This window comes from Microcoleus sp. OTE_8_concoct_300 (assembly GCF_031383065.1).
Taxonomy (GTDB): Bacteria; Cyanobacteriota; Cyanobacteriia; order Cyanobacteriales; family Microcoleaceae; genus Microcoleus.
In genome coordinates, this window is the sequence record NZ_JANMZH010000611.1 from 1 (window position 1) to 3,627 (window position 3,627).

At 48.8% G+C, this 3,627-nt stretch carries 3 protein-coding genes; 2 read left to right on the top strand and 1 reads right to left on the bottom strand.

The window, feature by feature from the left end:
* Nucleotides 1–195, top strand: a 195-nt coding sequence (locus tag ACUVJL_RS28095) for a hypothetical protein (RefSeq protein WP_445248853.1), incomplete at its 5' end; no start/stop codon positions are given.
* Nucleotides 196–355: 160 nt separating this feature from the next.
* On the opposite strand, the gene ACUVJL_RS28100 is transcribed toward ACUVJL_RS28095, so the two are convergent.
* A complete protein-coding gene (locus tag ACUVJL_RS28100; RefSeq protein ID WP_445248854.1) occupies nt 356–1,291 on the bottom strand; it encodes a tetratricopeptide repeat protein in 936 nt (311 codons plus the stop codon).
* Between the two features lie 583 nt (nt 1,292–1,874).
* On the opposite strand from ACUVJL_RS28100, the gene ACUVJL_RS28105 reads away from it, so the two are divergent.
* A complete protein-coding gene (locus tag ACUVJL_RS28105; protein ID WP_445248855.1) occupies nt 1,875–3,122 on the top strand; it encodes a hypothetical protein in 1,248 nt (415 codons plus the stop codon).
* Nucleotides 3,123–3,627: the final 505 nt, after the last annotated feature.

A 3,627-nucleotide genomic window follows, 5' to 3' on the forward strand; every position in this document is an offset into this window, starting at 1 on the left:
GAGGAGATTAATGACTTGGTACTGGAAATGCTCGATCGACTAGAAGGAAAATGTCAGTACACAGCAGAGGACGAAGTTTTACAACAGCAGTTCAACTCTCTGCCAACACCTTATGGGCCGAATGTTTTTAATAGTCGGATGGGACGCTCTTTTTTGCATAATTATCATTTTTCCAAGCGGAAACCCATCGCTTAAAGCAGTCATAGTTCGATCGGAAGTCTTGCCTTATTGGTAATTGGTAATTCCTGAGGAGTTTTGAGTTTTAAGATTGGTTCGTGACTCTCACGGAGTAGCCGCCTGAGTGAATTTTAAACTTTTTAACTCAAAACTCCAAACTCCCAACTCAAAAGTATCCTTAAGGTTTGGGTAGCGCACCTTCGGGACTAGGAGAAGCAGCCGGTTCTGGACTAGGAGAAGCAGCCGGTTTGGGACTAGGAGAAGCAGCCGCAGGATTCGGCGAAGGAGTGCCACTAGCTAACTGATTAATTTGGTCTTTATAGTTAGGAGGAGCTAACTCAGTAGCTCGATCGAACAGCGTTTTTGCCTCATCTGTTTTACCCTGTTCCTTCAGCACGATCGCCTTTCCTAAAGTCGGGCGAAAATCTTTGGGATTAGCCTTAGCAGATTCGTCGTAAATGGCGATCGCCTCATCAAACCGCTTCTGTACAGCATAAACCTGTCCCAAAATCAACTGCACCGAAGTTACATCCACACTTCCCGGTTTCGCCTGATTTGCAGCCGGAGCCGCCTTCAGCGTATCTTGCAGGAGTCCGATCGCAGCTTCGGGCCGCTGCTGCACCAGGAGCAAATTCACCAACCCCTGCAAAGCCTTAATTTCCCCAGGCTTAGACACTAAAATTGACCTGTAAGCCCCAGCAGCCCCTTCGCGATCGCCCGTGCGTTCCTTAGCCTGAGCCAGCAAAATCCCGTATTCCGTAGTCTCAGGATTCAGCGAAGCCAACTTTTCCAAAGGAGCGATCGCATCCTTAATGTCCCCCACTCCTTGTCCGATCAACTCCAGTCGCACCTGCAACAATCCCCGCAAAGCCGTTACATTGTCAGGTTCCCGCTGCAAAACCAATTCGTACCCCCTCGCCTGAGCTTGCAGCAACTCTGATTGCTTGTCCCCAGACTGCGCCGTCTGAGTAGGCGTTGGAGTTGGCCGACTTTGCGCTTGGCTGGCCTTGAGAATACTGTCCAAAATTGGAACGAGAGAAAATCCCAAAAAAGCGATGAGCGACAGCACCACCACCACAGTAATCAACCCACGACGCTTGTTTGCTTTTTCCATAATTCAACTATCCCAGCTTAAAATCTACTATTTTCTAAGAATTAAGGCATTACCAGGCGGCATCTGCCATGAAAGCTCGATCGGTGCAACCGTAAACCTTTTTAACTTCAAAGTCCCAACGGACAAAGCAGCCTTTTACTTGCAGCTAATATGGTAACAGACCCACAACTCCATGCTAGCTAAACAATTTTGGACACTCAGACCCGCAGCCCCAAGGACTGCGGTTTCTGTCCAATTTAGTCTGGTCAAGCTAAAAATTACCGAAAATATGGCGGATCAGCCCGTTAGGTAATTGGATTAAGTAAAATAGGCAAGCTGAATATCCTAAATGCTATTAGCCAGCAACTCCACCTGGGCGCGATCGCAGGATTGATCGGTCAGCAACTGCCAAAGTCCTTGCTCGCAAGGATTTTAGCAGCCAGGGAACCGATCGGCACTCGTAGCGTTGAAAGTTGGCGTTGACGGGTCACAACCAGACCTCCGGGCGCAAGCCCCAAGTCAGGTGCTAGTAGTTTTTAAAGCAGTTTCTTCAGTTTATTCCTAATTTCCCTTAAGGGATGTGTCTCCGCTGCAAGGAGTTTTTATGAACCCCTCTCCCAACCGGTCTTCCAAATCGCCCAAATCTACTTCAAGTCGCAAGGCTCAGCCAAGCGAACCGGCCGTCAATCTGCCTAAAGATACAGATTCCATTCCTGAGACACCAGACGAAAGTCCGGTGCCTTCGGCGTTGACTGCAGATGTTGACCAAAATCAACCGCCAACGCCAACAGACGCCCCAGCGTCAAAGGATAGGCTGCAACGACCACGCTACAGTTCTGCCCTCGACAAGGACAAAACAAAGCCACAAGAGCAGCCCAGCAATGCTCCTGCACCCTCTGAGCAAGCAGCACCTTCGGAAGCTGTCAGCGATCCGACAGCGCTAGCAGTCGCACCGCCCGCAAAGGCCGAGCCTGCCGCTAACGAAAGTCAGGCCGCTGAGGACATACCCTCGGTCATGCGCCAACATCCGATTCCCCCGCCCAGCGAACCCAGACAGTACCGAGCTGTTGGTTTGGTGCGGGGCCGCTACACGCAATCAGAAGAGCAATTCACCCGGGGTATGCTCATAGCTGCCGACGGAACTGCCATCGACGCAGTTTTGCTGGGTAGAGTCATGAGTTTAGTCAAAAATCACCTGGATCTGGAACAAGAACACCTGTGGGTGGTCTATCCCCGCACCAGGCAAGAAGACGGCAACTTGCACGCCCAGATTATGGGAGTTTGGGAGCCGGAAACGCTCAAGAAACCTCCCGAACCTTCCTCTGATGAGGAAAATCAGGAAGCAGCGGAGATTGAGGCTAGTGGCGAAGCATCGACCGCATCTTTGCCGCCCTCGGAACCTGATGTTGAAGATGGGTATTTTTCGATTAGAGGTGAGGTGATTTATCAATCCCAAGACGAAGAAAAGTATGTCATCGTCAAAATCAAGCAAGCTCCCCGCAAGAATGACGACAAGATGAAGTTTTTTAAACTGAAACTCAAGGGAGATTTAGCAACAAAAGCGATCGGGTTTTTTTGGGATTTCCACGTCAAATTGAAAGCTGACAGTTTGATGATTGAGCAAGCCAATAATATTGGTGCCCTGCCGATTAAAAAGCGGAAATTCCCCCCGGGCAGCAAGCCGCCCGGTGGCTTCAAAGGAGGAGGGAAGCGTCCGTTTACTCCTAAGCCCAGCGGTGACGGTACTCCTGTAGGGCGTCCTAACATCAAGTCCGCAGCAGCAGCAGCACCGCCTGTCCCCAAGGAACCTCTTCCTAAGCCGGTTAAGAAGCCTAAGCCGATCCAGGAATGAACCAATTTTAGGTTTTATATCATGTCCGGTCGAGGGACCGCGATTTTTGTAGGGGAGGGTTCGCCAACAATACCTGCCAATAATTGACCATCTCAAAAACCCGCCCCGACCGGGATATTATGGTTAATCGATCGGGCATGATATTAGATTTGAGATTTGAGATTTTAGGTGAGTGCATCAGTTTCCAATGTGTGCAGTTTTTTACCAGAATTCTTCAATCAAAAATCTAGAATCCTGGACGCACTCGCCAGGAGCAGAAACGGGGTTTCTTGACCAAAAACCTAAGCTTTCAGGCCCGCGCTAGGGACAAGAAACCCGGTTTCTGGCACCTTGTGCGTCCACAAATAATCTAAAACCGCCAAATATAAGTAGTCAAACAAAATTAATTACACAAATCAAATAATATGATATACTAAAAACATCAAGTTTTATTTAAAGAGGTTTTATATGTTTTTACTTCGAGACATTAATCCACTTTCATTGAAATTGCTAAACCGAATTTATC

Bases quoted from the DNA above. Each gene is read 5' to 3' on its own strand.
- ACUVJL_RS28100 (WP_445248854.1), bottom strand. From the start codon at position 1,291: ATGGAAAAAGCAAACAAGCGTCGTGGGTTGATTACTGTGGTGGTGGTG.
- ACUVJL_RS28105 (WP_445248855.1), top strand. From the start codon at position 1,875: ATGAACCCCTCTCCCAACCGGTCTTCCAAATCGCCCAAATCTACTTCA.